Below are 23,110 nucleotides of genomic sequence, written 5' to 3'. Positions count from 1 at the left end.
ACCCGGACATGCACAGCGTCCCGGTCCGGCTCGGCATAGACGGCAACGCTCGCGATCCCGGCATCCCGGCACGCCCGGGCCACGCGGACAGCGATTTCGCCACGGTTGGCGATGAGCACCTTGCGCATCATGAACGAGACCTCCAAGACCCGGCCTGCGCCAGGGAGCGGTGAGGGGCACGATCCCATCCGGCCCTCCCCGAACGACGCTCCGCGGGTGCCGAGGGTTCCCGGCACACCGCGAGGAGTACGCCGACCAGGGCGGCCAGGTCCTCCGGGTCGGCGTTGCCCCGGACGAGGGTGAAGGACGGCCGGCCGGCTGCCACGGCGCTCACACCGGCGGGTTGCCGTGCTTGCGCGACGGCAGGTCGACGTGCTTCGTCCGCAGCATGTCCAGGGAGCGGATCAGCACGGACCGGGTCTCCGCGGGGTCGATCACATCGTCGACCAGGCCCCGTTCGGCGGCGTAGTACGGGCTCATCAGCTCGCTCCGGTATTCCTTGATCTTCTGGACGCGGGTCGCCTCGGGGTCGTCGGCCGCCGCGATCTCCCTGCGGAAGATGACGTTGGCCGCGCCCTCCGCGCCCATGACCGCGATCTCGTTCGACGGCCAGGCCAGCGACAGGTCGGCCCCGATGGAACGGGAGTCCATGACGATGTAGGCACCGCCGTACGCCTTGCGCAGGATCAGCGAGACGCGCGGGACGGTGGCGTTGCAGTACGCGTAGAGCAGCTTGGCGCCGCGCCGGATGATCCCGTCGTGCTCCTGCCCGACCCCGGGCAGGAAGCCGGGCACGTCCACCAGCGTCACCAGCGGGATGTTGAACGCGTCGCAGAACTGCACGAAGCGTGCCGCCTTCTCCGACGCCTCGATGTCGAGCACGCCGGCCAGGCTGCCCGGCTGGTTGGCGACGATGCCGACGACATGACCGTCGAGGCGGGCGAGCACGCACAGGACGTTGGTCGCCCACCGCTCGCTGATCTCGAAGTACTCGCCGCCGTCGACGATCTCGGCGACCACCTTGCGCATGTCGTAGGAGCGGCCGGGGTCGACGGGCACGAGTTCGGCGAGCGCCTCCGTGCTGCGGTTCGCCGGGTCGTCGGCCGGTTCCGTCGGCGGCAGTTCGCGATTGTTGGAGGGCAGCAGCGACAGCAGGTAGCGCACCTCCTCCAGGCACTGCTCCTCGTCGTCGTGGACGAAGGCCGCCACGCCGGAGGTGGCCGCGTGGACGTCGGCGCCGCCGAGCCCGTCCTGGGTCACCTCCTCGCCGGTCACCGTCCGCACCACGTCGGGCCCGGTGATGAACATCTGCGAGGTGCCGCGGACCATGAACACGAAGTCCGTCAGGGCCGGGCTGTAGGCCGCGCCGCCCGCGCACGGGCCGAGCATCACGCTGATCTGCGGGATCACGCCGGAGCAGCGGGTGTTGCGCCGGAAGATGCCGCCGTAGCCGGCGAGGGCCGTGACCCCTTCCTGGATGCGGGCGCCCGCGCCGTCGTTGAGGCTCACCAGGGGCGCGCCAGCCGACTCGGCCAGGTCCATCACCTTGTGGATCTTCTCGGCGTGCGCCTCGCCGAGGGCGCCTCCGAAGATCCGGAAGTCATGGGCGTAGACGAACACCGTACGGCCGTGCACCGTGCCCCAGCCGGTGATCACACCGTCGCTGTAGGGACGTCGCTGCTCCAGACCGAAGCCCGTCGCACGGTGCCGGCGCAGCGCCTCGATCTCGTTGAACGACCCCTCGTCCAACAGCAGTTCGATCCGCTCGTGAGCGGTCAGCTTGCCCTTGGCGTGCTGGCGTTCGGTCGCCGCGGGGTCGGGTCCGTCCCGCAGCGCCCCCTTGATCCGCGCCAGTTCGGCGACCCGGTCGCCCGGTCCCCTGTTTTCCTGGACGGTGGTCATACGGCGGCTCCCGGGGTGACGTGGGCGAGGGGACTGCCGGCGGCGCGGGCGGGCGGCGCGAGAGCCCCTCCGCCGGCGGGCGGCACGGCGGACAGCGTCTTCGCAAGTCCGCGCTCGTCATGGGTGGCGTAGACGGCCGCTCCCGGCACGATGCGGCGGCACAGGCCCCCGAGCACCTTGCCGGGGCCCACCTCCACGAAGGCGGTGACGCCTTCGCCGGCCATGGTGCGCACGGCGCCGGTCCACCGGACGCGGCCCGCGAGCTGGCGGCGCAGGCAGCGGGCGACGTCCTCCGCCGTGGTGACGAGACCGGCGGTGACACCGGAGACGAGCGGCACCCGCGGGGCGCGCAGCTCCACCCGGTCGAGCTCGGCGGCGAACTCCTCCTCGATCCCGCTCATCAGGCTGCAGTGGAACGGAGCACCCACCTCCAGCTCCATGACCTTGAGCGCGCCGGCCTCCCGCGCCGCGACACGGACCCGTTCGACGGCCTCGCGCTGCCCCGACACGACGGCCTGCCGCGGCTCGTTGTCGTTGGCGACCTCGACCACCTGGCCGAGCTCCAGGGCGACCCGGTCGCAGAGCGCCTCCACCACGGTGAGTTCCAGGCCGAGCACGGCGGCCATCCGGCCGGGTATCCGCCGGTTGACCCCGGCCATGAGCTGGCCGCGGCGGCGTACGAGGCGCAGCGCGTCCGTCCAGTCGAGGGCTCCCGCGGCGACCAGGGCGGTGTACTCGCCGAGGCTGTGGCCCGCGACGACGTCGGGCTCGTACCCCTTGTCCCGCAGGACGTCCAGGGCGGCGAGGCTGGTCAGGAAGACCGCGGGCTGGGTGACCGAGGTGTCGCGCAGGGTCTGTGCCGGTCCCTCCCGGCACAGGGTGGACAGGGGGATGCCGAGGATCTCGTCGGCAGCCCGGTAGTAGGTGTGCAGCAAGTCGGGTCGCTCGGTGAGCAGATGGAGCCCCATGCCCACCTGCTGCGACCCCTGGCCGGGGAAGACGAACGCGGTCCTGCCCATCACGGGTGACCCGCCTTTCTTGGTGGTTCCTGCTTCATGGACTGAGGTCGGGCCGGCGGGTCAGGGCCGGCCGCTGTCGGACACCGCGACCCCGGCGGCGGAGGCGGGGCCCGCGTCGGCGGGGGCCTTCGTCCCGGGGGTGCGCGGCAGGTTGCGGACGAAGAGCACGACGACCAGGGCCGCGGCCAGCGTCACCGCGGCGGCGAACCACGAGCCGTGGTCCAGTCCGTCGGTGATGGCCGACTGGCGCAGCGCGGCGGCCCGTTCGGTCGTGAGGGTGCCCCGGGCGGCGAGCCGCTCGATCTCCTTCGTCGCGGCGTCGGTCTGCGTGCTCATCAGCGCGCCCATGATCGCGACGCCGACGGCGTTGCCGACCTGCCGGAACATCGTGCCGGCGCTCGCGGCGACACCGACCTGGTCCTGCGGGGCGGCGGCGACGGTCAGTTCCGAGGAGACGGGCATGAGGATGCCCAGCGTCAGACCGGTGATGAGCAGCCCGGGCAGCAGACGCGTCCACGAGCCCGGGTCACCGGCGGGGTCCGTCAGCGTGAAGCTGGCGATGCCCACGGCCATCAGGGCGAACGCGACCGCCATGGCACCGCGCATCCCGAGCCTGGCGGAGAGTTTGCCGCCCAGCGGGGCACCGACGATGAGCATCAGGGTCAGCGGCAGCAGCCGGACCCCGGTCTCCAGCGCGGTCAGACCGAGACCGCTCTGCAGGTAGATCGACAGGTAGAACATCGTCGAGAACATGCCGGCGCCCAGCAGGAAGCCGGCGGTGACACTGCCGCCGAAGGAGGGCCGCCGGAACCAGGCCAGGTTCATGATGGGGGCCGCGGAGCGGGACTCCACCGTGAGGAAGCCGCACAGCAGGAGTGCCGAGCCGCCGAGCAGCGCCAGTTCGCGGCCCGAGGTCCAGCCCCAGTCGGCCCCGTTGATCAGCGCGAGGTTGAGGCAGAGCAGCGAGCCGCTCACCGTCAGCAGTCCCGCCACGTCCAGCGGCGGCCGCCTCGGCCCGAAGTCGCGCCGGGTGTCCTTGATACCGAGGGCGGCGACGACGACCACCAGGCCGATGGGCAGGTTCACCAGGAAGATCCACTCCCAGCCGACGTGGTCGACGAGGACACCGCCGATCAGCGGACCCAGCGCGGTGGCGAGGCCGCCCACCGCGCCCCACAGCATGATGCCGAGCGCGCGTGCCCTGCCCTCGAAGGACGAGTAGACGATGGCGAGCGTCAGCGGCATGATCACCGCGCCGCCGACCCCCTGGACGACGCGGCCCGCGTGGAGGGTGGTGATGTGCGACCAGCCGAAGGGCGCCAGTTCTCCCGCGGCGCCGCAGACCAGCGAGCCCGCGAGGAAGACCACCACGCCGATGACGTAGATCCGGCGCTGCCCGTAGAGGTCACCGAGCCGTCCGGCGGTGACGATGAAGACCGCGAGGGCCAGCATGTACGCGTTGGCCACCCACTCCAGGTCGGAGAAGGAGGCGTCCAGGTCGGTGCCCATCGTGGGCAGCGCCACCGTGACGACGGTGACGTCGAGCAGCGCGATGAACAGGCCCAGCAGCGCGGCCACCATCGTCAGGGCCGGTTTCCCGGACCGGTGTGCGGGATGCGTCGGCACAGTGGGTCAACTCCTTGTTCGCGGGTGCGTGTCGGGGACGGGCGCGGGCCCGGTGCGGCGGTGGTCAGGCGGCGGGGCGGTGGCCGGCCGCCGCCCGGTCGAGGAACGCGAGGACGAGACGGGCCACCTCGTCCGGCTGGTCCGAGTGGCAGAAGTGCGTCAGGCGGGGGTCGAGATGGAACTCGGCGACGGGCAGGTCGGCCTTCAGCGCGTCGGCCCGTTCACCTGCGAGTCCCGTGTCGTGCGGGCTGCCGATGATCAGCGTCGGGATGTCGACGTGCCCGAGCGCGAGCCCGGTGGCCGCGCTGTACTGGTCGAACAGGGCGAGGAAGGCCTGCGGCCCCATGCCCTCCAGCATCTTGCGCGCCATGCCGTTGAAGATGTCCGGGTCCATGGACTGCGCCCGCGTGCCCAGCCTGGTGCGCAGCCCCATCGTCATGACGGCGGCGAAGTCCTCGCGGAAGGAGTCGAACATCTGCCAGTCCGCGGGCTGTGACGGCGGCCAGTAGAACGGTGACAGCAGGATCAGGGCGTCGAGCTTCGGCCGTGCTCCCGTCGCCAGCCACTGCAGTACGGCGTTGGCGCCCAGCGAGTGGGCCACCAGGACCGAGACCGGCTCGGGCACCAGGCCGAGCCCGGCCTCCACCCACTGCGCCGTGGAACCGCGGCTGCGCCAGCGGTAGGTGCCGCCCGTACGCCACGGCAGGTCCAGGGGATAGCCGCGCAGCCGGCCGGCGAGGAGCCCGGCCAGCGGGGTCCACGAGTTCCACGCGTCCTCCAGGCCGTGCACGAACGCGGCGGCGGGCGGGGACCCGAAGCGGTGCACGGCCAGGTCCTCGCCGAGCACGGTGGTCTCGCCGACCGGTTCCTGCGCGGGTCCGCGGCTCATACGGCGCCGCCTTCCCGCGCCACCCGCAGGGCGACCAGATGCCCCTGCGGTCCCAGCGTCAGGAACGCCACGTCCCCCTCCGGGCCGGCGGTCCTGGCCAGGTGCTGGGCCAGCGCGAGCAGGCCGGTGACCCCGCTCTGCGCGCCGCCGCGGACCACCGTCACGCCGTCCCGCACCCCGCGCCGGGCGGCCCAGCGCCCGCTCGCCTCCGCGGCGCGCGCGCCCGCGTCGGTCAGCGGGACGTGGAGCCGTATCGCGGCGGGCGGCGGGTCACCGAGCCGGTCGAGGACGGAGCCCAGGACGCGCTCGGCGTCGCGCGGGTCGCCCGGCAGCACTCTGCGCGCGCCGCCGGTCAGCCTGCCGTGGATGTCGGCACCGCGGCGCAGGGCCGCCGCTGCCGGTTCGAGGTGCAGCAGGCAGGCACCCGCGACGTCGGCGTCCGGTCCGCACAGGGCGCCTGCCCCGGCCGGCGGCAGCCCTTCGATCCCGCCGGAGAGCACCGCGTCCGCCCGCCCCGCGAGCATGGCCCGCGCGCCGAGGAGGACCGACTCGTAGCCGGCGGTCAGCAGGTTGACCAGCGTCACGTTGAACGCCTTGAGGCCGTACGACAGGGAGACCTGGCTGACGGGCACGTTGATCGCGAAGTTGGGGCACTCGACGGGGCTGATCCCGGAGATGCCCTCGGTCAGCAGGGCCCGGTCGATCCGGTCCACGATCTCGTCGACGGCGAAGTTGGTGCCGAGGGCGACACCGGTGCGTTCGGGCGCGGGCGCTCCCATGGCGTCGGGGCCGGGAAGGGCGAGCCGGGCGGCGGCCAGGGCCAGTTGCGTGGCGCGGGGCAGCAGCCGCCAGCCGCGCCTGCCGAGGAACTCGGCCGGGTGGAACCCGTCCAGCTCCCTCGTCCTAGGTGCCTCCAGGGGCGTCGTCCCGTCGGCGGCGCCCGTCACGGTGGGCGCGGCGGCCAGTTCCTTGGCGCCGATGCCGAGTGTGCTGATGGGGCCGATGCCGGTGACGGCGACCGGGCCGGTGCTGTCGGACCTCATGCGACCGCCTCCCGGTCCGCCCGGTCAGCCGGCCTGCCGATGGCCACGGAGATGTTGTTGCCGCCGAAGGCGTAGGCGTTGACCAGGACCGGGCCGGGCGCCGCCGTCCCGGGGGTGTCGCGGACGACCCGCAGCCCGCACCCGGGGTCGAGGCGGCGCAGGGTGCCGACCGGCGGGACCAGCCCGTGCCGGACGACCAGCGCGGCGGTCAGGCAGCCGAACGCCCCGGCCGCTCCCCCGCTGTGGCCGAGGGACGCCTTCACGGCGCTCACCGGCACCTCGGGAGTCCGGGCGCCGAGGACCCGGGCGGTGACAAGGCTCTCCACGGTGTCGTTCGCGGGCGTCCCGGTGCCGTGGCACAGCACGGCACCGATGTCACCGGCGGTCATCCCGCCCCGCCGCAGGGCGTCGTGGACGGCGCGCACGGCCTGGGTGCCCTGCGGGTCGGGTGCCGTGACGTGGAAGGCGTCGCAGCTCCACCCGGAGCTGAGCACCCGGGCGTATGCCGTCCGGCCGCGGGCCGCCGCGCGGGCGGCCGACTCCAGGACGAGGAACGCGGCGCCCTCCCCGTACACGGTGCCGGCCCGGTCGGCGTCGAAGGGGCGGCAGTGCAGCGGATCGCCGGCCCCCAGGCGCAGGAAGGCCCCGACGGCCGGGCGGGAGATCGCCTCGGTGCCGCCGACCAGGACGGTGTCCGCCTCACCGTCGGCGATCATGTCGGCTCCCATGGCGACGGCGTAGGCGCCGGCCGCGCACGCGGTGGAGACGGTCACCCCCGGCCCGTACAGGCCGAACCGGTCGGACAGGAGTCCGGCCGTGCCGTAGGGGAACCAGGTGCCCGCGTCCGGTTCGCGGCGCCCGTCCCGGCACGCCTCCTGCACGTCGCTGTCGCCGTTGCCGGTGGCCACGCAGACCCCGACGCCGTCGAGTTCGCCGGGGCCGCCGGTCCCGAGACCCGCGTCGGCGAGCGCGTCCCGGGCCGCCTCCAGGGCGAACCCGCTGGCCCTGCCGACCGGTTCGTGAGCGCCCGGGGGCAGGTCGTCCACCCGGTAGGCGAGCGAGTCGGGCATCGCCGCGCCGGGGAAGCGGAGCGGGCGCACCGGCACGTCGCCGCGCAGCAGGCCCTCCCAGAACCGTCCGACACCGCGGCCGAGCGGCGAGACGACGCCGAGTCCGGTGATGACCACGTCGGTTTCCATCAGGCCGCGCCCCAGCTCAGCTGCTCGGCGGGACGCAGCACCGCGATGGCGTAGCCGATCTCGGCGACCAGGTCGTCACCGACGTAGGACTCGCCGCTCATGATGACGCTGCTGCCCGAGTACTGGTCGACCCGCACGACGTGCCGCAGCGTGTCACCGGGGAACACCTCGCGGTGGAAGGTCATGTCGCGGGAGGCGGCCAGGATCGGGGCCCCGCCGCGCTCGCCCCGCTCGTCGACCCGCCGCATCCAGAGGATGGCGCCGCCCTGGCCCCAGGACTCCATGAGCAGCGAGGGCGGGTAGGCGAAGGCGCGCCGCGGCGCTCCCGGGGCCAGGCCCGCATAGCAGGGCTCGCTTCCGGTGACCGCCTTGAGGGTGACGATCCGGTCGTACGGTTCCCACTCCACGACACGGTCGACGAGGAGCATCGGATACGCGTGCGGGATCAGTCCGCGGATGTCGGCGTACTCAAGCATCCGGGCCCCCCGGGGAGTCGTCCGCGGCCGTGGTGGTCCGGAACGTCATCCTGATCAGCGCTGCCCTGGTGCCGCCGTTGGTGCACCGGGCCTCCACCGCGAGCACGCCCGCCTCTTCGGCGGGCCGGCACACGCAGTGCACCTCCAGGGTGTCGCCGGGGGCCAGCGCGCTGGTGAAGCGCACCGACTGGATTCCGGCGGGCCGCGCCCAGGCGTCCGCGCCCGACGTGTGCCGCACCAGGTGCAGCACCGCCTCGCAGACCGACTCGACGATGAAGGCGCCCGGATAGACGGTGAAGTCCGGGTAGTGGCCCTCCAGATACGGCTCGTCGGCGGCGATCAGCTTGCGGACGGTGACCTCGGCCGGCGAGTGGACCGTCACCGTGTCGGCCGGATCGACCGACGTGGCACGCCGTCTGGGTCCGGTCACGGCCGTCTCCTCGGCCACGGCGACCGCGGCCGGGCTGCTCACAGCGCGACTCCGCCGTCGATCTGGATGACCTCGCCGGTGATGTACGCGGCCTTGTCGGACACCAGGAACGACACCAGGTCGGCCACCTCGGCCGCGCCGCCGTACCGCTTCAGCGGGATCGACTTGAGGGCCTGCTCGCGCACCTTCTCGGGCAGCGCCTCGGTCATGTCCGTCTCGATGAACCCGGGCGCGACGACGTTGACGCGGATGCCGTAGGCCGCGACCTCCTTGGCCAGGGACAGGCTCATCCCCTGGATCCCGGCCTTGGAGGCCGAGTAGTTGGTCTGCGTGGCGTGGCCGTAGACGCCGGAGATGGACGACATGTTGACGATGACGCCCTTCTTGCGCTTCATGAAGCCGAAGCCCACGGAACGGCAGAAGTTGAAGGTGCCCGTCAGGTTGGTGTCGATGACGGTGTGCCAGTCCTCGACCGGCATCAGCACCATCGGGTTGTCCCGTACGACGCCCGCGGAGTTCACCAGGACGGCGACCGGTCCCAGGCGCTTCGCGGCCTCGCCGGCGAACTCCTGCACCGCGTCGAAGTCGGCGACGTCGCAGGGCGCGTGGTAGACCTGCGCACCCCGGTCCCGCACCAGCTTCTCGGTCTCGGCCGCCGCCTCGGTGCCGCTGCGGTAGCAGAAGGCGATGTCGTACCCGTCCGCGGCGAGCTGGACGGCCACGGCGCGGCCGATGCCGCGCGATCCTCCGGTGACGATGGCCACTTGACGTTCGGTCACTGCACTGCCCTTCTGAGTCGGTGGTGCGGGGGGCTCGGCGTCAGCCGCAGCCGCCCGCGGTGTCCTGGTCCATCGAGCCGGTCCGCTCCCGCAGTTCTCGCGGTACGCCGTCGAGGGGGTCCTCGCCCCACTCGGCGTCCACCAGCGGATACGCGCCCGCCCGCACCTCGTCGGCCGCGGTGGCCGCGGCGGTGGTCGTACCGGTCCCGGTGTCGGTCGTACCGGTCGCGGTCGTCGTCGTGGTCATCCGTGCCTCACCCCTTGGCCGTCGCGCCGGCCAGCGCCTCGTGCAGCGTGGCCAGGAAGTCGTCGAGCCGGTCGAGGCCCCAGAAGCGGTGCCGGCCGACCTTGAAGTACGGGACGCCGAACACGTCGTCCTCGTAGATGCGCATGAGCGCCTGCACGCCCTGCTTCCTGATGTGCGGCTCGTCGGGAGCGCCGACCAGCGCCGGGCCGTCGAGTCCCGCCTCGTCGCAGACCCGCAGCAGCGTGCCGGGGTCGCAGATGTCCTCGCCGCGCTCCCAGCGGGCCGCCATCACCGCGTCGTAGTAGGCGCGGTGCACGCCCAGTTCCCTCGCCTTGAACCAGGCGAGGTGGGGCAGGTCCCACCACTCGTCGCCCTTGTCGATGGGCCACTTCATGGCGTAGCCGTACTTCGCGGCCAGGCGCTTGGTGTCGTTGAGGATGTACAGGTGCTTGGCCTTGCTCATGGCCACGTAGTGGAACTCGCCGCCCTCCGCCTCCAGGGCCGCCGCGCTCTGCGCGTCGGGCTCGGAGAAGGGCACGAACTCGATGAGCTCCTGGGCGTTCGGCAGTCGCTCCTCCAGGCGGCGCAGCGCCATCCAGCTGAAGGGGGAGCGCAGGGAGAAGTACAGCCGCGGGGGCCGGCGCAGACTCATGCGGCACCCCCGCGCAGTGCCGTCTGCACCTTCTCGTCCAGGACGGCGACGGTGCCGGCCTGCTCGCCGCGGCTGACCGCGTAGCCGTGCATGATCGTGGCGGTCGCGGCGCGCTCCAGGCGGTCCCCGCGGCGGACGTAGCAGTCCATCCGCGCGGTGTACATGGTGTCGCGCAGGATCTCCTCCACCTTGAAGACGGTGTGGACCGTCTCCTCCATCCAGATGTCGCCGAGGAGCTGGACCCGTGCCCGGGACACCACCGGGATCCAGCCGCGCTCCTCTAGGAGCCGCCCGATCGCGAGGTCGCGCGAGTGGAGGTAGCGGTCCACGACCTCCTCCAGCGTCCGGATGTAGGCGGAGTGCTGGAGCCGGTCCGAGAAGTGGCAGTAGTAGTAGGGCGCCCGCCAGTCCCACAGGTAGGCGCCGGAGCCCTCGGGCGCCAGCACGGCGGCGACGTCCTGGCCGGCCGCGATCGGCACGCTCCCGGCGGCGCTGTTGTGCAGGGCGGCCACCTCGGGGACGACGTACGGTTCGAGGAAGGCCGGGACCGGCTCCGAGCCGGAGCCGTCCTTGACGGTGACGAGGGCGGCGCGGACCTTGCCCTTGAGCACGGTGACCGTCCGGCCCTCGCGCTCCACGGTCAGCGACACGGTGAACGGCGCACCCTGCCCGGGCTTCGGCTTCGCCGAGACCACGGTGGCGTAGACCTGCTCACCGACCTCCAGGGCCACCGGCAGCTGCACGGAGGAGTCGACGATCTCCAGGCCGAGACCGTACGTGTGATAGAGGGTCCTGGCGTCCACGCCGCGGTCGGCGAAGTACTGCAGGACCGCCTCCTCGGCGAGGTACATGAAGTGCTTGAAGCCGATCCAGGTGCGGATGTTGGCGCCTTCGTAGCGCGGCTGGCCCACGTAGCTGGTGGGCTCCCCGTCGAGCAGTTCGGGCACGGGAGGATCTCCTTCGGTGGGGTGCGGGTTCGGTGCGAGGGCGGTGCCGAGGAACGCTGCGGTCTCCCGGCTCATCCGCTCGGTCTGCGCCACGTGGCAGAAGTGCCCGTAGGCGGGGTGCAGTCGGACCGTCGCGGCGGGCATGTCCCGGTCGAGTGCGGCGGCCCGCATGGGCGTCAGCGACTCGTCCCGGGTGCCGGCCAGGACCAGCGTCGGCACGGTGACGCGCGTCAGGTCGAGGAGTCCGGACTGCGCGAACTCCTCGTAGAACACCGGGAATCCGCCCGGCACGGCACGGTCGAGGAGCTTGCGCACCATCAGCCGCCGCACCTCGGGGTCCAGCGCCTCGCCGCGCGCGCCGAGCCCCAGCCGCAGCCCCTCGACGATCACCTTGCGCAGCGCGGCGAGCGAGCGGGTGCGCAGCTCCGGCGTGAGCGGGAAGTCCGCGGGCCGGTAGAACGGAGCGGCGAGGACCGCCGCCCCGATCCCGGGCTGTACGTCCTCACCGGACAGGTACTCCAGGATGGCGTTGGCCCCGAACGAGTGGCCGAGCAGGGCGGCGGGCGGCTCGGGCACCAGCTCCAGCGCCCGGCGCATCCACTGCCCGGGCGACCCCTCGGGACGCCACGCGTAGGAGTTGCCGCCGCGCCAGGGGAGCTGGAGGGCGTACGGGCGGTAGCCGGGGAGCCGCTCGGTGAGGGCCCGCCAGCACCCCCAGGAGTCCTCGATGCCGTGCGCGGCGACCAGCGCGGGACCCTCGCCGGGGCCGCGCCAGACCTCCAGGCCGTCCCGCGCGGCCACCTTCGTCCACCCGCTCATCCCGGGACCTCCGCCCGCTGCACGAGGGTGAGTTCGGTGCTCGCCCAGCCGTCCTCCGCGTCACCGCAGCCGACGGCGACGGCCGCGTCCTCGGGGCCCGCGGCCGTGAGTCGGGCGGCGGCCACGGCGAGCCGGACGACACCGGCAGCCCCGTAGAAGTCACCGGGTTCCCCGTGGAAGGGGGTGACCGGGCCGGCGGCCCGCACGACGGGACCGATCCGCACACCGGTGGACCGCGGCCACGCGCCCGGCAGGCCGAGCAGCAGACATCCGGCGGCGGCGGCGAGCGGCGCGGGAGCGTCCTCGCGCAGCGCGGCGAGCCGTACGGCCACCGGGTCGGCGGGCTCCGCACCCACGACGACCGCGCGCCGGGCCCGGCCGGCCAGGATCAGCCGGGAGGCCAGGGCGACCGCGTCGAGTCCCGCGGTCGCGCCGCTGCACACGGCGAGGTTGGGTCCGGTGAAGCCGTACCGGATCGCCACGGTGCTGGCGATCACGTTGCTGGACGCGTTGGGGGCGTCCAGCACGCTGACCACGGACCCGGAGCGTTCGCGCATGTCGGTGAGGACCGTGCACACGGTCTCCACGTTGCCGAGGTTCGAGGCGACCACCACGGCGGTGCCCGCGGCGTCCGGGACCGGGTGGGCGAGGGGGCCCGGGGGCAGTCCGAGGGCCCGGTGGACCGCGCACAGCGCCAGCCGCGTGGACGGCTCCTTGCCGAGCAGCCCCTTGCGGCCGAGCACCTCCTTGGCGTCCTCGGGCCGGCACGCCGGCTCCTCGGGCGAACCGGGCAGGTCCGCCGCGGACAGCCCGGGCACGTGGACGGACCAGCCGTCCAGGGCGAGTTGGCGAGTGTCAGCGGGCATCGCAGGCCTCCACGACCGTCACGGCGTTCACTCCGCCGAAGCCGAACGCGTTCACCTGGGCCAACCGCGGCCGCACCGTCCGCGGCTCCCCGTACACGAGGTCGAGCTTCTCGGCCTCGGCGTCGGGCCTGCGCAGACCGGTCGTCGGCGGTACGACACCGGAGCGCATCGCGTCCACGGCGACCAGCAGGCTCATCAGGGCGGCGCCGCCCGAGGTGTGCCCGACGGCGCCCTTGATGCCGGTGACCGGCGGGCCGTCGGCACCGAACACCTCGAAGAGCGCCGCGGCCTCGGTCGGGTCGTTCAGGGCCGTCGAGGTCCCGTGTGCGAGGACGAGGCCGATGTCGTCCGGGGTGACACCGGCGCGTTCGTGCGCGTCCCGCATCGTCGCGACGATGCCCGCCCGGTCGGGAGCGGTCTCGTGGTGGGCGTCGCATCCCAGGCCGACGCCGTGCACCAGGGCCGACGGGCGCCGCTCACCGGTGAGTTCACCGGCCCGCTCCAGGACCACGGCGACCGCGCCCTCGCCGAGCAGCACTCCGTCGCGGTCGGCGTCGAAGGGCCGGACCATGTCGGCCGTGACCGTGCCGACCCGGCCGATCATGGTGAGCATGCTCTCCGTCATGGTGTCGCAGCCCGCCGCGACGACGGCGTCCGCCTCACCGAGCTCCAGCATGTCCGCGGCCAGGGCAAGCGCGTAGCCCGAGGCGGCGCACGCGTTGGCGATGGTGTGCACCTCGGTGACGCCGGGGGCGACGGAGCGCACCGCCTCGGCGAAGTGCAGCTCGGACAGCCGCAGGGGGGCACCGTCGGCGTACCACTGCTCCACTCCGCGCAGCTCGCGCAGACCGGTGCCGACGATCACCGCCACCCGGCGTCGCGCGGGATCCACTCCGGCGTCCTGAAGTGCCCGCGCCACACACGAGGCGAGCCACCGGCCGGCCAGCCGGGGCAGGCCGGCCGGGGTCCGACCGGCGTCGTCGATCGAGTAGGCGTTGCGGACGTTGAGCTTGGCGGGGTCTCCGCAGCGCAGCGGGGAGACCCCGGTGCGGCCCTCCCGCAGGGCCCGGACGGTCTCGTCGAGATCGCCCAGGCACGTGATCATCGCGCTACCCGTGATGGCTGTCGGCACGACTCCACCCCCTGACCACGGCGGCTCCGGCCGCGCCGTCACCGCCGAGGGTGGTGATCACGGAGATCTCGCCGTCGCGCGCGGGCTCGGCCCGGTGCCGGGCGATCAGCGCGGCCAGCTGGAACGCTCCGGAGGCGCTGAACGCCTCCCCCGTCACGTCCTTGACCCGCAGTCGCTCGGGTGCGTCGCCGAGGACGGCCGCGACGGCGGCGTCCTCCGCGTCGTCGTACCGGGGCATGCCGCTGGTCGCCGTGGCCACCACCGACACCTGGGACGCCGCCACGCCGGACCGCTCAAGAGCGCGGGTGAGACAGGCGGTCAGGCCGTCGACGAAGGTGCCGTCGGTGCCCGGCGGGTCGTACACCCCGGTCTCCACGGCGAGCACCTCGGCGTCGGGCCGGCGCCCCGCGGCGCGTACCGCCTCGGCGCTCTCGACGACGAACACCGCCGCGCCCTCGCCCGGCGGCAGCTCGCCGCCGTCGGTGGACTGCGCGTAGTGCACCGCCCACGCCGACTGCGGGCTGAACTCCTCGACGCAGCCCGCGAGGAGGGCGTCCGCGTAACCGCAGCTGATGAGGTTGCGGGTGTAGCGCAGGACGTTGAGCATCGCGATCGGGCCACCCGCGATGGTGGCGTTGACGCCCTGGAGCCCGTACCGGATCGCCGCCTGGCCCGCCGCGCAGTTCATCACCGCGTTGGGGAACAGCAACGGGTTGACCAGGTACGGCCGTTCCTGGACGAACGTGTCGCGGCTGTAGTCGCTGGTGGACTTGGCGCTGCCCGCGGTGGTGCCCAGGGTGATACCGATCCGGGCCCTGTTGTCGTCGCCGACCGTCAGGTCCGTGTCGGCGAGGGCGGCCTGGCAGGCGACCATGCCGAGCGAGGTGCTGCGGTCGAAGAAGGAGCTCCCCTTGCGCCCGAGGAAGTCACGGACCCGGAAGTCCACCAGCGCGTGGGCGTCCGTGCGCGGCAGCGGGTCCTCGAACATCCCGGAGACGTCCGCCGTGGCGGACTGTCCCGCGGTGAGGGCGCCCACCAGGGCCTCGGCCCCGATGCCGGCGCCGGACAGCACGCCGAGACCGGTGATGGCCAGGACGGCCGGAGTGGTGGGCGGGGTGGTGGCGGACAGCTCGGCTGCCGTCGCCGTCATGAGTACCTCCCGAGCATGACGATGGCGTTGTTGCCACCGAACGCGAAGCCGTTCACCTGGGCGATGCGCACGTCCGCGGGCCGCGCGGTGTTGGGAACGGGGTCGATCAGGGGCATGGCGGGGTCGGGGGTGCTGTAGTTGATGGTCGGCGGCAGGAACGACCCCGTGATGCCGAGCACCGACGCGATCGCACCGAGGCCGCTCGCGGCGCCCATGGTGTGGCCGAGCATCGACTTGGTCGAACTGATCGGCGGCGGGCTGTCCCCGAAGACGTCGACCACCGCACCGGCCTCCACCTGGTCGTTCGCCGGGGTGCCGGTGCCGTGGGCGCAGATGTAGTCCACGTCCCGCGCGTCGACGCCGGCGTTGTGGTGGGCCAGGCGCATGCACGCGGCGATGCTCTCCCGGTTCGGCGCCACCATGTGGTTGGCGTCGCAGTTGACGCCGTAGCCGAGCACCTCGGCGTGGATGCGGGCGCCGCGGGCCTGCGCGGACTCCAGGCTCTCCAGGAACATCGCCGCGCCGCCCTCGCCGGTGATGATCCCGGACCGGTTCTTGTCGAAGGGCGAGCACGCCTTCTCGGTGAGGGCGCCGAGCCGGTAGAAGCCGGCGTGCGACCAGCGGCCGACCGAGTCCGCGCCGCCGGCGATCATGTAGTCGGCCTCACCCGTCCTGATCAGGTCGTAGGCGTAGCCGAGCGCGTAGTTGCTGGCCGAGCAGGCGGTGGAGAGCGTGACCGCGTCACCGGTCAGCCGCATTTCCCGGTTCACCGCCTGCGAGAGGCGGGCGCTGGAGACCTGGCGGACCAGGTTGGCGTCCAGACCGTGGACGCCGACCTCCAGCGCGTCACTGGTGAGCCGTTCGAGCACCTGCGACTCGCCGCCGGTGGTGCCCATGCTCGACCCGGCCCGGGACGCGGCCAGTTCCTCCTCGTCGATCCCGGCGTCCGCGACCGCGAGACGGGCCGCGGACGCCGCGAACAGGCTGGTGCGGCCCCACTCGTCGACAGACAGTCGCCGGACCATCTCCTCCGGCCGGAAATCGTGCACTTCGCCGGCCATGAAGTAGGGGAAGCCGCTGGAGTCGAAACAGGCGATCGGGGACACCCCGTTGACGCCCGCCCGCAGCGACTCACCGTAGGCGGACGCTCCAATACCGATGCTCGACACGGGCCCGAGGCCGGTGATGACTACCCGTCGCATGGGGTCAGTCCTGCCAGCCCGCGTGCTGCCCCAGGATCCGGTGCACCTCGGTGAGGTTGACCATCTTGGGCAGCTCCGACTGCGGTATCTCGACCTTGTACTTCTTCTCGAGGCGCGCCAGGATCTCGATCGCGCGCAGCGAGTCCGCCTCGTGGTCCTCGACGAAGAGGCTGGTCTCCGTGACTTCCTCCGGCTCCAGCTCGAGCACCTCGGCGACGATCTCGCGGATTTCGTCGAGCTGCTCCTGCTTGGTTCCGTTCGACATACTGGAATTCCTCCCGTGGGAAATGCACTACAGGGCACTGAGGGACTTCGGATGCCGGAACGCATTTTCGATTCCCTTGCCATGACACTAGGAGCCGGACCGCCAACCCGCCCAGGAACCATGGGCGTTCAGAATTACGCAGCCGCGTCCGGACAGCGGAAAGGCGGAGGCCGACGACCCTGGAGTCACCGGCCCCCGCCTCGGGCGTCCGGCGGCGGCAGCGGGGGAACGAACAGCCGGCCGACGGACGGGGAATTCCCACCCCACTCCCAGCGAGGGGGATTCCGTAAAGATTTCTAGCCTGTGCCGCGGACAACTCGCGAACGTCGTGCAGGAAGATGCCAGAAGTCCGGCTCCCGGACCGTGTGCCGTGCACCATACGGTCGGCGACAACGCCTTTCCGCCCGCGTTTCCGCCGGGTTTCCCCGCGGGTCCGCGGAGAGGGACGACATGACGACGGCGGACGCGTGGTGGTGGCGCATCGCGGTGCCGTACGAACCGGCGGACCTCGCGCTGCCGAGCCCGGCGGAGCGCGCCCGGCGGCCGCCGCACGCGAAGGCCCCGGCCGGCAGCTGCCGGCCGGGGCCTGTCGAACCGGAGCCCCCTGTCGGATTCGAACCGACGACCTTCGCTTTACAAGAGCGGCGCTCTGACCAGCTGAGCTAAGGAGGCCTGCACGCGTGCGTGCCGGTGGTGCGTGCGGGCACGCCCGTGCAGTGTACCCACGTCACCGCGGGGGTCCGTCGACTATTTCCGCGAACTTCACCGGCTCCGGAGTACTGACAGATCGGGTGAACGCCAGGTAGCGTCCTGACCCAGTTCACTCGCGTGGACTACACCATTACGGACCGTTCCGTAGTGGCTCACCACCTTTACAACGGATCGTCCGGCACGTTCCTGCCGGTGAAGGGGGCCCCTCACCATGGCCACTGTCTCGTTCGACAAGGCGACCCGGATCTACCCGGGTTCCACGAAGCCCGCCGTCGATGCTCTGGAGATCGACATCGAGGACGGCGAGTTCCTCGTCCTCGTCGGTCCCTCCGGCTGCGGCAAGTCCACCTCGCTCCGCATGCTCGCGGGGCTCGAGGACGTGAACGGCGGCGCCATCCGCATCGGCGACCGCGACGTCACGCACCTGCCGCCCAAGGACCGGGACATCGCCATGGTGTTCCAGAACTACGCGCTGTACCCGCACATGACGGTCGCCGACAACATGGGCTTCGCGCTCAAGATCGCCGGCGTCAACAAGACGGAGATCCGCCGGAAGGTCGAGGACGCGGCGAAGATCCTCGACCTCACCGAGTACCTCGGCCGCAAGCCGAAGGCGCTCTCCGGCGGTCAGCGCCAGCGGGTGGCCATGGGCCGCGCGATCGTGCGCGAGCCCCAGGTCTTCCTCATGGACGAGCCGCTGTCGAACCTGGACGCCAAGCTCCGCGTCTCCACGCGTACGCAGATCGCGAGCCTCCAGCGCCGCCTCGGCATCACCACCGTGTACGTCACCCACGACCAGGTCGAGGCCATGACCATGGGCGACCGCGTGGCCGTGCTCAAGGACGGTCTGCTCCAGCAGGTCGACTCCCCGCGGAACATGTACGACCGTCCGGCGAACCTGTTCGTCGCCGGGTTCATCGGCTCCCCCGCCATGAACCTCGTCGAGGTCCCGATCACCGACGGCGGCGTGAAGTTCGGCAACAGCGTCGTGCCGGTGAACCGCGACGCCCTCAAGGCCGCCGCCGACAAGGGCGACCGCACGGTCACCGTCGGCGTGCGCCCCGAGCACTTCGACATCGTCGAGCAGGGCGGGGGCCCCGCGGCCGCCTCCCTCTCCAAGGCCACCGAGGACGCCCCGGCCGGCCTGGCCGTCTCCGTGAACGTCGTCGAGGAGCTCGGCGCCGACGGCTACGTCTACGGCAGCGCCGAGGTCGACGGCCAGCTCACGGACCTCGTCGTCCGCGTCAGCGGCCGCGCCGTCCCGGCCAAGGGCGCCACGCTGCACGTGATCCCGCGCCCGGGCGAGACCCATGTGTTCTCCACCTCCACGGGCGAGCGCCTCACCGACTGAGGCCGCTCCAACCCCCCGGGAAGAGTGAATTCACCCGACTTGACGGAAAGGGCCCCGCAGCCTGCTGCGGGGCCCTTTCCGTTGTCGGCGAACACCCCGGCAGAGCGGACATTTCGATCCCTGTACGTCAACACGGCACCCGAAATCCTCTCCTTTCCCGTCCCTCGAACCGGTGACTAAATGTCGCCAAATCATCACCCCGCGCTACCCTCACTCGCGTGAAGCACTCCACCACTACCCAACAGACCCGGCGTGGCCGTGGCCCCGCTCGCCGGATCGGCCGCACCCTCGCCCTCGTTCTGCCTGTCGTCCTGGTGCTCTCCGGGACCCTCGCGGTCACCCGAGTCAACTGGTCGGGGAACTCCTCGGACTCGGTGCTCACCGCCTCCTCGACCGACGTCTCCAAGCGTCAGTCCCCCCGTGCCCCGCAGGACGTCCTGCGCGACAGACTCCTGATGGAGCTCCAGGAGAAGGACCCGGGCGTCGCACTCACCCACCTCCAGCAGTCGGTGAACGGCCGCCCGTCGCTGGCGAAGCACTGCTCGTCCATCGCCCGCGCCCTCGGCCGGGCGGCCGTCCGCGTCTACGGGCCGACGCGCGCCCAGTCGTTCTCCCGGCCCGTCTGCGACACCTCCTTCGCATCGGGGGTGGCCCGCGGCCTCGCGGCCCAGTAGGACCACCCCGGGCACCGTTCCCGTACGGCCGGTCGCGGAGCGGCTGCCGATCGAAACCCCCGACGGGGCGCCACGTACAGTTCGGGCATGACCGATCCGAACGCCGCGTCGCGCCCCGTTCAAGCCGTTGTCCTGGCCGGAGGACAGGGGTCGCGACTGCGTCCCTACACCGACGACCGGCCCAAGCCGATGGTCGAGATCCCCGGCACCGGGACCCCGATCATCGGCCATCAGCTCGTCTGGCTCGCCGAGGAGGGCGTGACGGACGTCGTCGTCAGCTGCGGTCACCTCGCCGAGGTGCTGCAGCAGTGGCTGGACTCCGCCGACCTCCCGGTGAACGTCAAGACGGTCGTCGAGACGGAGCCCCTCGGCCGCGGCGGCGGCCTCAAGTACGCCGCCGCGCACCTCCCGCACCCGGACCGGCCCTGGTACGCGACCAACGGCGACATCTGGACCCGCTTCTCCCTGCGCGACATGGCGGACTTCCACACCGAGCGCGACGCGGTGGCGACCCTCGCGCTGGCCCGCCCCCGCATCCCCTGGGGCGCCGTGAAGACGGACGGCTTCGGCCGCATCACGGACTTCATCGAGTCACCTCCGACGCAGCACGAGATCAACGCGGGCGTCTACGTCTTCTCCCCCGAGTTCGCCTCCCTCCTCCCGGAGCGCGGCGACCACGAACGCACCACGTTCCCGCGCCTGGCCCGCGAACGCCGCCTGGCCGGCTTCCCCATCCCGCAGGGCGCCTACTGGCGTGCGATCGACACGGCGAAGGACCTGCGGGAGGCGGCAAAGGAGCTCGCGGCCCTGGGCCGCTGAGCGGCACGCGGCGGCCGCAGGACCCCGGTTCGTACGGCGATGGGCCCCGCACACCTGGTGTGCGGGGCCCATCGCCGTACGAACCGGAGGATCACCCCAGAAGGCCGCCCACCAGCCGGTCGGAGCCACCGGAGCCACCGGAGCCGCCGGAGCCGCTGCCGCCCGAACTGCCGCCGGTCGTACCGCCCGAGGTGGTCCCGCCGGAGGTGCTGCCGCCCGAGGTCGGTCCCGTGCTGGTGCTCGGTGCCTGCTGGGCGGGGGCCGAACGCTGGGGCGGCGCCTGGTTGGTGCCCTGCGTCTGGCTGGGGACGCCGCCCGTCGTACCGGGCGTCGCCGCCGCACCGGGTGTCGTCGCCACGCCCGAGGGCGTCGAGGACGCTTCCCGGGTGGGCGTCTTCGACGGGGACGGGGTGGCCCGGTGGTGACGCCTGCCGGGCTCGCCCGGCAGCGGGGTGCCGGGCAGCTCGTTGCGCGGGGCGTCGCCGGGACCCGGCACGACGACACGGTCGGCGTCGCGCACGGCACTGCCGAGGAGCGAGCCGACGAGCAGGGTGAGCCCGACGACGACGGTCGTGACGAGCGCGCCGCGGCGCAGCACGCGCTGCCGCAGCTCCCAGATGTCCGCGCGCGGCCCGAGTCTGCGCCAGGCCTCGCTCGCGAGCCGTCCGTCGACGGAGTAGACCGGGGCGCCCGCGGTGATGAGCGGGGACCAGGCGGCGAGGTAGATGATGTCGGGCGCGTCGTAGGCCGGCACCGTCTTCCAGCTGACGGTGAGCAGCAGGGCGGCCGACAGTCCGGCGCCGACGACGGCGGCGACGCGCTGCCAGAGGCCCAGGACCGTGAGGACGCCCACGACGACCTGGAGGAAGGCGATGACGAGACCGGCGCCGACGGGGTGCTGGAGCGCGAACTGGCGCAGCGGCTCGGCCGCTTCCCACGGGTGCAGTGAGTTGAGCCACTTGACCATGGAGCCGCGCTTGCCGCCGTCGAAGTAGACGGGGTCGCAGAGCTTGCCCATGCCGGCGTAGATGGAGATGAACCCGAGGAAGACGCGCAGCGGGAGCAGGACGACGCCGAGGTTCATCCGGCGGCCGGGGTAGTAGGCGTGCCGCACCGGGTCCGCGCCGTGCCGCTTGGTGCGGGGCTCGTCCTCGTCGTGGCCGGGCTCGTCGTCGAGGTCCGCGTCCGCGAACCGGTCGTGCGCGTAGGCCGGTTCGTCGTAGGCGCTGCCGACCTGGCGCATGTGCGGCAGGAGACGCGTCTCTCCGGCGGCGGGGGCCCGCTGGCTGCCCACGAGCGGGGTCTCGACCGTCTCGACGGTCATGTCGGCGTCGTAGCCGTCCCGTCGGCCGCGGCCGACGGGAGGGATGACCTGCGTCGCGCCCGCGTCGCCGGTCGGGTCGTCGCCGTGGCGCACGCTCGTGCTGCGTGCGGCCTGGAGCAGCCGGGTGGCGCCGGTGTCGTCCGGAGCGGACTTCCCGCTCCAGACGACGGGGGCGCGGCGGCGCGTGCCGGCGGCCTGGCCGCCCGTGACCGCACCCGCCGTACCGACGACGGGGGTGCGCGCCGTGCCCCGGGCGGAGCCCGGGTGCTGCGCGATGCGTGGGGATCGGGTCCGCGTCGCCGCGCCGAGCTGCACACGGAAGCTCGCATGATTGACGATGATCTGCGCCGGGTCGCTCGGCACCTTCACCATGCTCAGCGCGGGAGCGTCGTCGTAGCCCGACGAGCGGTCCCCCGTGGGAGTGCGGGGTGTTCTGGTGTCCACACTCATCTAACCGAGTGACGTCTGGTTAGGACACTGCTTTGACCCGGCCGATCTGTCCGGACCGCGTCAAGGTCATCCGGAACATCCCGGTTGCCCCACGGGGGTGGTTACGCGCACATCTGTTCAGGCGCGTCGTCGGGAGGCCTCGTACAGGACGACTCCCGCCGCCACACCGGCGTTCAGCGACTCGGTGCCGCCCGGCATGGGGATCCGCACCCGGAAGTCGCAGGTCTCGCCGACGAGTCGGGACAGGCCCTTGCCCTCGCTGCCGACCACGATGACGACCGGACCGCCGAGGGCCTCCAGTTCGCCGACTTCGACCTCGCCGTCCGCGGCCAGGCCGACCACGACGAGCCCCGCCTTCTTGTACGACTCCAGGGCCCGCGTCAGGTTCGAGGCACGGGCGACGGGCGTACGGGCGGCGGCACCGGCGGACGTCTTCCAGGCGCCGGCGGTCATGCCGGCCGCGCGCCGCTCGGGCACGACGACACCGTGGCCGCCGAAGGCGGAGACGGACCGGACGACGGCACCGAGATTGCGCGGGTCCGTCACCCCGTCGAGGGCGACGATCAGCGGGTCCGCGCCCTCGTCGTACGCGGCGGCGGCGAGGTCCTCGGGGTGCGCGTACTCGTACGGCGGGACCTGGAGGACGAGGCCCTGGTGGTTGAGCCCGTTGGTCATGCGGTCCAGCTCGGGGCGGGGCGCCTCCATGAGGTGGATGCCACCGCGCTCCGCGGCGAGCTGGAGCGCCTCGCGCACCCGCTCGTCGTTGTCGATGAACTGCTGGACGTAGAGCGTGACGGCGGGCACACCCTCGCGCAGCGCCTCGACGACGGGGTTGCGTCCGACGACCATCTCGGACGTGCCCTTGCCGCCACGGCCGCGCTGTACGGGCCGGCGTACGTCCTGCTTCGCCTTGGCGTTGGCGATGCGGTTCTTCTTGTGCTTCTTGCGCATCTCGGCGGGCGGGGTCGGGCCCCTGCCTTCGAGGCCCCGGCGCCGCTGGCCGCCACTGCCGACCTGCGCGCCCTTCTTGCCGGACATGCGGCGGTTGTTAGCGGCCATGACCTACCTGTCTGTGTGAGGCGTGCGTACGTACGTATATGAAGTGTGCCGCCCGGAGGCCCGGGCGGCACAATCGATC

The 23,110-nt window shown here is 72.6% G+C and carries 24 protein-coding genes and 1 tRNA gene; 3 read left to right on the top strand and 22 right to left on the bottom strand.

The window, feature by feature from the left end:
- The 20 genes from AC0ZLC_RS26230 to AC0ZLC_RS26135 form a co-directional block, all read right to left on the bottom strand.
- On the bottom strand, positions 1-128 hold a 128-nt coding region (locus AC0ZLC_RS26230; protein ID WP_476752599.1), incomplete at its 3' end, for a biotin carboxylase N-terminal domain-containing protein.
- Positions 128-325 carry an acyl-CoA carboxylase subunit epsilon gene (locus AC0ZLC_RS26225; RefSeq protein WP_476754424.1) on the bottom strand — a complete coding sequence of 66 codons (198 nt, stop codon included), beginning with the start codon at positions 323-325 and terminating at the stop codon, positions 128-130. The genes AC0ZLC_RS26230 and AC0ZLC_RS26225, both read right to left, overlap by 1 nt.
- 5 nt (positions 326-330) lie before the next feature.
- The gene (locus AC0ZLC_RS26220) at positions 331-1,902 is read right to left on the bottom strand and encodes an acyl-CoA carboxylase subunit beta (RefSeq protein WP_476754416.1); all 1,572 of its coding nucleotides are present in this window, start codon (positions 1,900-1,902) and stop codon (positions 331-333) included.
- Positions 1,899-2,921, bottom strand: a complete 1,023-nt coding sequence (gene fabD / locus AC0ZLC_RS26215) for an ACP S-malonyltransferase (RefSeq protein ID WP_476754415.1) — start codon at positions 2,919-2,921, stop codon at positions 1,899-1,901. Before fabD ends, AC0ZLC_RS26220 begins: the two co-directional genes overlap by 4 nt.
- 60 nt (positions 2,922-2,981) lie before the next feature.
- Positions 2,982-4,547: an MFS transporter gene (locus AC0ZLC_RS26210; protein ID WP_476754414.1), complete on the bottom strand. Its 1,566-nt coding sequence runs from the start codon at positions 4,545-4,547 to the stop codon at positions 2,982-2,984.
- A gap of 64 nt (positions 4,548-4,611) precedes the next feature.
- Entirely contained in the window at positions 4,612-5,436 is an 825-nt protein-coding gene (locus AC0ZLC_RS26205) for an alpha/beta fold hydrolase (protein WP_476754413.1), read from the bottom strand.
- A complete protein-coding gene (locus tag AC0ZLC_RS26200) occupies positions 5,433-6,479 on the bottom strand; it encodes a beta-ketoacyl synthase N-terminal-like domain-containing protein (protein ID WP_476754412.1) in 1,047 nt (348 codons plus the stop codon). The genes AC0ZLC_RS26205 and AC0ZLC_RS26200 overlap by 4 nt, the downstream gene beginning before the upstream one ends.
- Positions 6,476-7,678: a beta-ketoacyl-[acyl-carrier-protein] synthase family protein gene (locus tag AC0ZLC_RS26195; protein ID WP_476754411.1), complete on the bottom strand. Its 1,203-nt coding sequence runs from the start codon at positions 7,676-7,678 to the stop codon at positions 6,476-6,478. The genes AC0ZLC_RS26200 and AC0ZLC_RS26195 overlap by 4 nt, the downstream gene beginning before the upstream one ends.
- Positions 7,678-8,154 (bottom strand): 3-hydroxyacyl-ACP dehydratase FabZ family protein, encoded by a 477-nt coding sequence (locus AC0ZLC_RS26190; RefSeq protein WP_358855527.1) that lies wholly within the window; start codon positions 8,152-8,154, stop codon positions 7,678-7,680. The genes AC0ZLC_RS26195 and AC0ZLC_RS26190 overlap by 1 nt, the downstream gene beginning before the upstream one ends.
- Complete coding sequence (locus tag AC0ZLC_RS26185) at positions 8,147-8,626, bottom strand: 3-hydroxyacyl-ACP dehydratase FabZ family protein (RefSeq protein WP_476754410.1); 480 nt, start codon at positions 8,624-8,626, stop codon at positions 8,147-8,149. Before AC0ZLC_RS26185 ends, AC0ZLC_RS26190 begins: the two co-directional genes overlap by 8 nt.
- A complete protein-coding gene (gene fabG / locus AC0ZLC_RS26180; RefSeq protein ID WP_358855529.1) occupies positions 8,623-9,363 on the bottom strand; it encodes a 3-oxoacyl-[acyl-carrier-protein] reductase in 741 nt (246 codons plus the stop codon). The genes AC0ZLC_RS26185 and fabG overlap by 4 nt, the downstream gene beginning before the upstream one ends.
- Positions 9,364-9,403: 40 nt before the next feature.
- Positions 9,404-9,610 (bottom strand): hypothetical protein, encoded by a 207-nt coding sequence (locus tag AC0ZLC_RS26175; RefSeq protein WP_476754409.1) that lies wholly within the window; start codon positions 9,608-9,610, stop codon positions 9,404-9,406.
- Positions 9,611-9,617: 7 nt separating this feature from the next.
- Positions 9,618-10,262, bottom strand: a complete 645-nt coding sequence (locus AC0ZLC_RS26170) for a DsbA family protein (RefSeq protein WP_476754408.1) — start codon at positions 10,260-10,262, stop codon at positions 9,618-9,620.
- A complete protein-coding gene (locus tag AC0ZLC_RS26165) occupies positions 10,259-12,028 on the bottom strand; it encodes a serine aminopeptidase domain-containing protein (protein ID WP_476754407.1) in 1,770 nt (589 codons plus the stop codon). The genes AC0ZLC_RS26170 and AC0ZLC_RS26165 overlap by 4 nt, the downstream gene beginning before the upstream one ends.
- Complete coding sequence (locus AC0ZLC_RS26160) at positions 12,025-12,894, bottom strand: beta-ketoacyl synthase N-terminal-like domain-containing protein (RefSeq protein ID WP_476754406.1); 870 nt, start codon at positions 12,892-12,894, stop codon at positions 12,025-12,027. Before AC0ZLC_RS26160 ends, AC0ZLC_RS26165 begins: the two co-directional genes overlap by 4 nt.
- Complete coding sequence (locus AC0ZLC_RS26155) at positions 12,884-14,026, bottom strand: beta-ketoacyl synthase N-terminal-like domain-containing protein (RefSeq protein WP_476754405.1); 1,143 nt, start codon at positions 14,024-14,026, stop codon at positions 12,884-12,886. Before AC0ZLC_RS26155 ends, AC0ZLC_RS26160 begins: the two co-directional genes overlap by 11 nt.
- Positions 14,004-15,176: a beta-ketoacyl synthase N-terminal-like domain-containing protein gene (locus AC0ZLC_RS26150; RefSeq protein WP_476754404.1), complete on the bottom strand. Its 1,173-nt coding sequence runs from the start codon at positions 15,174-15,176 to the stop codon at positions 14,004-14,006. The genes AC0ZLC_RS26155 and AC0ZLC_RS26150 overlap by 23 nt, the downstream gene beginning before the upstream one ends.
- Positions 15,173-16,378, bottom strand: a complete 1,206-nt coding sequence (locus AC0ZLC_RS26145; protein WP_476754403.1) for a beta-ketoacyl-[acyl-carrier-protein] synthase family protein — start codon at positions 16,376-16,378, stop codon at positions 15,173-15,175. Before AC0ZLC_RS26145 ends, AC0ZLC_RS26150 begins: the two co-directional genes overlap by 4 nt.
- Before the next feature lie 4 nt (positions 16,379-16,382).
- Positions 16,383-16,643, bottom strand: a complete 261-nt coding sequence (locus AC0ZLC_RS26140; RefSeq protein WP_358855537.1) for an acyl carrier protein — start codon at positions 16,641-16,643, stop codon at positions 16,383-16,385.
- Positions 16,644-17,241: 598 nt separating this feature from the next.
- Positions 17,242-17,315 (bottom strand) — tRNA-Thr (locus tag AC0ZLC_RS26135).
- A gap of 250 nt (positions 17,316-17,565) precedes the next feature.
- Here AC0ZLC_RS26135 and AC0ZLC_RS26130 point away from each other — a divergent pair.
- The 3 genes from AC0ZLC_RS26130 (at position 17,566) to AC0ZLC_RS26120 (ending at position 20,198) form a co-directional block, all read left to right on the top strand.
- Positions 17,566-18,705 (top strand): ABC transporter ATP-binding protein, encoded by a 1,140-nt coding sequence (locus AC0ZLC_RS26130; RefSeq protein ID WP_358855538.1) that lies wholly within the window; start codon positions 17,566-17,568, stop codon positions 18,703-18,705.
- A 218-nt stretch (positions 18,706-18,923) separates the two neighbouring features.
- Positions 18,924-19,379 (top strand): hypothetical protein, encoded by a 456-nt coding sequence (locus AC0ZLC_RS26125; RefSeq protein WP_358855539.1) that lies wholly within the window; start codon positions 18,924-18,926, stop codon positions 19,377-19,379.
- Positions 19,380-19,466: 87 nt separating this feature from the next.
- Positions 19,467-20,198, top strand: a complete 732-nt coding sequence (locus tag AC0ZLC_RS26120) for a nucleotidyltransferase family protein (protein ID WP_476754402.1) — start codon at positions 19,467-19,469, stop codon at positions 20,196-20,198.
- Between the two features lie 91 nt (positions 20,199-20,289).
- Here the strand turns inward: AC0ZLC_RS26120 and AC0ZLC_RS26115 are convergent, their stop codons facing one another.
- Together AC0ZLC_RS26115 and rlmB are read right to left on the bottom strand one after the other, a co-directional pair.
- Positions 20,290-21,972, bottom strand: a complete 1,683-nt coding sequence (locus AC0ZLC_RS26115) for a DoxX family membrane protein (RefSeq protein ID WP_476754401.1) — start codon at positions 21,970-21,972, stop codon at positions 20,290-20,292.
- Between the two features lie 117 nt (positions 21,973-22,089).
- Complete coding sequence (gene rlmB, locus AC0ZLC_RS26110) at positions 22,090-23,031, bottom strand: 23S rRNA (guanosine(2251)-2'-O)-methyltransferase RlmB (protein ID WP_358855873.1); 942 nt, start codon at positions 23,029-23,031, stop codon at positions 22,090-22,092.
- Positions 23,032-23,110 lie beyond the last annotated feature (79 nt).

Source organism: Streptomyces sp. GLSS-08 (genome assembly GCF_056387915.1).
This window is presented reverse-complemented; position numbering and strand designations above follow the sequence as displayed.